Origin of the sequence: Eubacterium sp. 3_1_31, from assembly GCF_964249515.1 — a bacterium.
Taxonomy (GTDB): domain Bacteria; phylum Bacillota_I; class Bacilli_A; order Erysipelotrichales; family Erysipelotrichaceae; genus Longicatena; species Longicatena caecimuris.
The window spans coordinates 1-5755 of record NZ_CAXUBY010000081.1 but is presented as its reverse complement, the minus strand read 5'-3'; the positions used below and the strand labels follow the sequence as shown (position 1 = coordinate 5755).

Below are 5755 nucleotides of genomic sequence, written 5' to 3'. Positions count from 1 at the left end.
AAAATTCTTTTATTTTTTGTTTCATATTGCTTAAAATCCCTGTGTTTATGCGGATAATTCGATTTTTACTCTTTTTTAACTAAATAATGTATCAGATGCCTATTCATCTTACCACGAGGATTAATCCACAAAAATGGATATATAAAATAAAAAAGTTTGTTGGTGATGGTGGCCTTATCGTAAGAAGGGTTACTTAGGTTAACACTGGCAAATAGAGTAAGTATTTATATGGTAATGCTGGCAAAATAAAAAAAGGCAAATTGAAATAAACCATTGTGATTGGTTTCATTCCATTTTATATTTGCCTTTTTCATCAGGATCGTTTTAACAGTTGTAATGTATAACCATCAGGATCTTTTATAAAATAGAAACAAATGGTCGGATTTGGAGCAATAGGACCTGTTAGTTCATAACCATTCTTTAATAACATCGCAACGAAAGCATCGAGATTTTCTATCTCTAAACCGATGGATACTCCATTTCCTACTTCTTTATCAGCTTCCCTACGATTTTGAATAAGCTCAATTAAGACCTCATTCTTCGTTTTTAACATCGCAATTTCATGTATACCTCCATGAAAACGTGATACTACTTGCATACCGAAAACTTCTGTATAAAAAGCAATGCTTTTCTTTATATCAGAAACGCTTAAGGTTACCCAGGTTATCTTCATAAACTATACCTCTTCTCAGTAATGATGCATTCATGCGAATACATTTATAATGGTTAACAAAATTATAGCATAGGTAATTTTTATCGTCGATACCCGCTAAAACGATGTTTCAAACCTAGTATACATAATTTATGCTAAGCGTTAAAAGATTATAAATCATCCACTAATGCACTTGACTTTGCATAGGCAGAACTGCGGGCTTCAAAGAAATCCGTTTTAATCAAATTGGCATTCGCATACATCGATACCCATTCCATGGATGCCGGTTCTTTTTCATAGCCTTCATATAAGGTTCCAAAGCCTAATGATGTGCTGCGCAAATTTCCCAGGTAATAGATATATTCGCGAACCATTTGCATTGTTAAGCCTTCAATATCATTTCCTATCACATACGAGCCCCAGCGAATTTCTTCTTCTACCCCATAACGCAGCATATCCTTATATTCTTCCACCAACGCAGGTGTAAAAAGCTGTGGTTCTTCTTTTTGCAGTTCTAGGATCATAGAACGGAAAAGCCATAAATGGGTATTTTCATCACGGTTAATATAACGTATCTCTTGTACCGAACCTGGCATTTTTCCCATACGACCTAAATTATAAAAGAACATGAAACCGGAATAGAAATAAATACCTTCCAATATATAATTGGCCATCATCGTCTTCATTAAATGGATGCCATCATGATGGGTAATAAAATCATTGTATAAATCGCCAATAAATTTATTTCTTTCCAATAAACGCGCATCATTTTTCCATTGGTATAAAATATCATTACGTTCTTGCGAAGAACAGATGGAATCCAACATATAGCTGTAACTTTGTGAATGCAATGCCTCTTGAAAGGCTTGTATAGTTAAACAGAGGTTGACTTCATTTGCGGTAATATAGTCCCCTACATTAGGCAAATTTGCCGTTTGAATAGAATCTAGAAAAATTAAGAAGGATAAGGTTTTATCATAGGCATTCTTCTCGGCCTGCGATAATCGACGATAGTCTTTAACATCCTGATTCAGATTAATTTCTTCAGGAATCCAGAAATTGTTCATCGCTTGCCGATACCAGTCAGATACCCAAGTATATTTCATATTGTTAAAGTCATTGAGGTTCGTGGTATTGCCATTGATCATGCGTCTGTTGATTACATCGCAATCCCCATGTTCATTAAATAACGGTTTTCGTTTTAAATCAGTCATAAGTTCTCCTTTAAGATGCACAAGATTCGCATTCTTCTACTTCTAATGCCTTACTACGCACATAATATAGTGTTTTAACACCATTTTCCCATGCCTGGATATATAAATTCAGAACCGTGCGCAATGTAAATTCATTTGTGATATATAAGTTTACAGACTGTGCCTGATCGATATGGCGCTGACGGATACCAGCAGCTTTCACGATCCATTCCTGTTGTATCTGATGGGCGTTTTTGTAAAGCCAGAAAGTCTGTGGATTAAGATCAGGCGCCACACGGGCAATCATACTGCCTTTTTTCTCTTCTAAAAAATATTTGTTCATGATGGGGTCTACACCGGCACTGGTGCCCGCGATGATTGATGTTGAACTAGTTGGCGCAACAGCCAACAAATAAGCGTTGCGCATCCCATATGTGTGAACATCCTGACCGATTTTCTGCCAACTTTCGTTTTGATAACCACGTTTCGTAAAGTAAGCGCCACTGTCCCAGTCACTCCCTTTAAAATATTGATAACTGCCTTTTTCTTTGGCTAAAACATTACTTGCCTGAATGGCATAAGCATTGATCGTTTCAAACAGCGTATCCACAAATTGCAAATGTTCCTCACTTTCAAAGCGCAAACCTTGTTTTACCAGCATGTGATGATATCCGCTAACCCCTAAGCCAATTGCTCGATATTGACGATTTGTTATTTCTGCATATGGAATCGGATAGTAGTTTAAATCGATGACATTATCTAATGCGCGAACGATCGTATGTATGATATGTGAAAGCTCTTGCTTGTTTGTCACATCGATATTACCTAAGGATAGACTCGCTAGATTACAAACAACAAAATCGCCTGGCTTGCTTTTATTTACAACAATCTCTTCCTCATCAACCTTTATGATTTGTGGTTCTGTTAAAGTGATAGCTGACATGTTTTGGGCAATTTCTGTACATAAATTACTACAATAGATCATGCCCTTATGCCCATTGGGATTCATTTTATTTACCTGATCGCGATTAAATGTGAAAGGTGTTCCTGTCTCCACCGCGGACTTTAGAATCAGACGCACTAGATCTTTTAAGATCATTTCACGTTTTGAGATGCGAGCGTCATTCACACAGTCAAAGTAACGTTCTTCCCATTCTTCGCCATAAAAATCTTCTAATTGATAGCCTTTCACTTTCCCTATCTCATGCGGACACATCAGATACCATGTTGCGTTTAAATCCTCTTTCGCCATTTTCCAAAATAAATCCGGATAACAGATAGCCGGGAAGACATCATGAGCTTTCATGCGATCATCTCCATTATTGGTACGTAAATTTAGAAATTCAGGTAAGTCCTTATGCCATGCATCCAAATACACTGCAACCGCTCCCTGACGCACTCCTAGCTGATCCACTGCTGTTGCGGTATCATTGACCAGCTTGATCCAACGAATTACTCCACCGGCTGCTCCTTTAAATCCCCGAATATCACTGCCATTTGCGCGTACTTTTCCAAAATAAAGGCCCATGCCACCGCCATATTTGGAAATTTGCGCAAAGTTATCAATAGACTTATAAATATTAGCTAAAGTATCTGCCACCGTATCAATAAAACAGCTGGATAGTTGATGGTATGGTTTGCGAGCATTGGCCATCGTCGGTGTTGCCATTGTTACCTTTAAGGTACTTAGGATATCATAAATCTGTTTTGCCCAATATACACGATTCGTCTCAGGTATTGCCAGATGCATGGCAATTCCCATAAACATTTCCTGTGGCGTTTCCATCAGCTGTAAATCATGCGTACGCAGTAAATAGCGTTTCACCACTAATTCTAAACCGCTATATGTAAACAAAGCATCACGCTCATCCTTTACGTATCGCTTTAGTTCATCGATTTCTTCTTTCTGATAAGCATCTAACATATAAGCACCATATAACCCTTGTTTGCTTAAATACTGAATCTTCTCATAAAAGGAAGTAAGCTGCAGTTGCTTCATACGGGCATTAATTTCCTGATGTAGTTGGTAGCTCAAAAAACGTGCTGCAATATATTCCCATTTCGGTGTTTCCTTACTAATCAGCTCGACACATGCTTTCATAAGCATTTGCAAGCGTTCTTCATGCCCCATGGTTTCTTTTAAAAAGGAATGAAATTTGATATAAAGTGCATGCAAATCATATGTTTCATCAAAATCTTTCTGGATTTGCATAAAGATGGGCAATAGTTTTTCATCCTGTACCTCATGGCATAGTTCTAAGAGCATTTGCCGTTTTTCTTTACGTTTTTCACGATATAAAATATAAGCCTTAGCTTCATTATAAAATTGATATGCCATCAGCTTTTGTTCTACAAGATCTTGGATATCTTCTACGCTGACTTTAGCTGAGCCTTGTATTTCTTGGGTGATTTCCATTGCGATCTGCTTTAACTGATCCATAGGAACATCCGTCACAAAAGCTTTTTTCATCGCTTGGATCATTTTTTCAGAATCAAATGTTTGAATGGTACCATCGCGTTTTATGATTTTCATATACATTTTCCACCTTTTCTCTTACCGTTAGTATATAGAGAATCTTATGGTTTACGCAACTGAGATGCACAAGGAAGATACTGGCAGAAAAAAAGAATGCCTTCTTAATAGCAGACATTCTCTTACTTAACTATTTCCCTTTTATCATTTTATTGATTTTTGTTTCATATGGTGTATCTTTCATATCTGTTTTCGCAATACGCAAGTGTTCCATTTCTTTTTTCTTTTGATCTAAATAGCTATACTGTAATGCCAACAGATAATGGAACATGCCTCGATCAAAGCCTGGTTCACATGCTTTCACGTGTTCTTCCATCACATCAATATAATCTGTTTTCTTCAATAATAAGATCTCATAAATCAGATTGCATTGTTCATATAATGTTTCATCCGTTACACCTTGCATACGATCAAGGATTTCTTTTGCCTTCACCTTATCTTCTTCATCTACATAGAAGTAAAATGCCTTCATGCATACATCTAAACGCTGCTTCTTGTTGATGCGCATATTTAAGATCAAATCAAACTGCTCACGAATCTTGGTACTATCTCCCATCATGAAGAAGGCATTTAAACGCATATGTTCACGATTAAATGGCGCAAAAAAGTATTTGCAGGCAAGCGAGTCTAAGATAGTGAAGAATTTGTCAAAATCCTGATTTTGTAAACATTTCAATAATTTATTGAATGTACTGCGTTTGTACCATTGTGTACCAACTACAGAAATAATCAAAACGACGATAAAAGCGATCCATACGATTGGTTTCATAAAGCACCTTCCATTTCTTACTCAATGTTTATATTGTACTATAACTTTCTTTATTTTTCATCAACATTTTACATTTTTAGGTGATATTCACAAACTTAAATGTTTTTTTTCATTTTTTTTAGATAAAGCTGATTCATTCAGATACATATTCACTATTATTTCTTACTACTTTTATGATAAAGAATAACATTTGCATTCTTTTGATACCTTTCGAAGATATTTTACATAACAACTTACTATCTATACATAATTTCACAGAAGGAAAAACCATTTTTCACAAAAAACAGTTTTATTTTATACAATTTATACAAATTATATATGTCTTTTTAACTATCTTTTTATATCTTCTCAAATGTCCGCAAAGCCTTATTTTATCGGCTCTACGGGCATTTTGCTTTTGTGGTAAAGCTCACATACCTAGGTCTATCTTCTTATATTTTCGCTATCAATCGTGGTTAAAATCGTGGTAAATACTTCTATGCAATTAGACGCTGAACCTCTGATTTTGCGGTATCTATGGACGCATGAGCGTACCAGTTCATTGTGATACTGATATTTGAATGCCCCATGATATACTGTAAATCTTTCGGGTTCATGTTCTTGCTTGC

4 protein-coding genes and 1 pseudogene are annotated in these 5755 nt (G+C 36.0%); all 5 read right to left on the bottom strand.

The window, feature by feature from the left end; genetic code table 11:
* Positions 1 to 313 precede the first annotated feature (313 nt).
* Entirely contained in the window at positions 314 to 673 is a 360-nt protein-coding gene (locus ACESSZ_RS16190) for a VOC family protein (RefSeq protein WP_008687219.1), read from the bottom strand.
* 149 nt (positions 674 to 822) lie between these two features.
* Positions 823 to 1866, bottom strand: a complete 1044-nt coding sequence (locus ACESSZ_RS16185; protein WP_008687216.1) for a ribonucleotide-diphosphate reductase subunit beta — start codon at positions 1864 to 1866, stop codon at positions 823 to 825.
* Positions 1867 to 1876: 10 nt separating this feature from the next.
* Positions 1877 to 4378 (bottom strand): ribonucleoside-diphosphate reductase subunit alpha, encoded by a 2502-nt coding sequence (locus tag ACESSZ_RS16180; protein WP_008687214.1) that lies wholly within the window; start codon positions 4376 to 4378, stop codon positions 1877 to 1879.
* Positions 4379 to 4508: 130 nt separating this feature from the next.
* Positions 4509 to 5147, bottom strand: coding sequence for a hypothetical protein (locus tag ACESSZ_RS16175; protein WP_008687213.1), 639 nt, complete (start codon positions 5145 to 5147; stop codon positions 4509 to 4511).
* 476 nt (positions 5148 to 5623) lie between these two features.
* A pseudogene (locus ACESSZ_RS16170) lies at positions 5624 to 5755 on the bottom strand (site-specific integrase); the annotation flags it as partial.

Bases quoted from the DNA above. Each gene is read 5' to 3' on its own strand.
- ACESSZ_RS16190 (WP_008687219.1), bottom strand. From the start codon at position 673: ATGAAGATAACCTGGGTAACCTTAAGCGTTTCTGATATAAAGAAAAGC.
- ACESSZ_RS16185 (WP_008687216.1), bottom strand. From the start codon at position 1,866: ATGACTGATTTAAAACGAAAACCGTTATTTAATGAACATGGGGATTGC.
- ACESSZ_RS16180 (WP_008687214.1), bottom strand. From the start codon at position 4,378: ATGAAAATCATAAAACGCGATGGTACCATTCAAACATTTGATTCTGAA.
- ACESSZ_RS16175 (WP_008687213.1), bottom strand. From the start codon at position 5,147: ATGAAACCAATCGTATGGATCGCTTTTATCGTCGTTTTGATTATTTCT.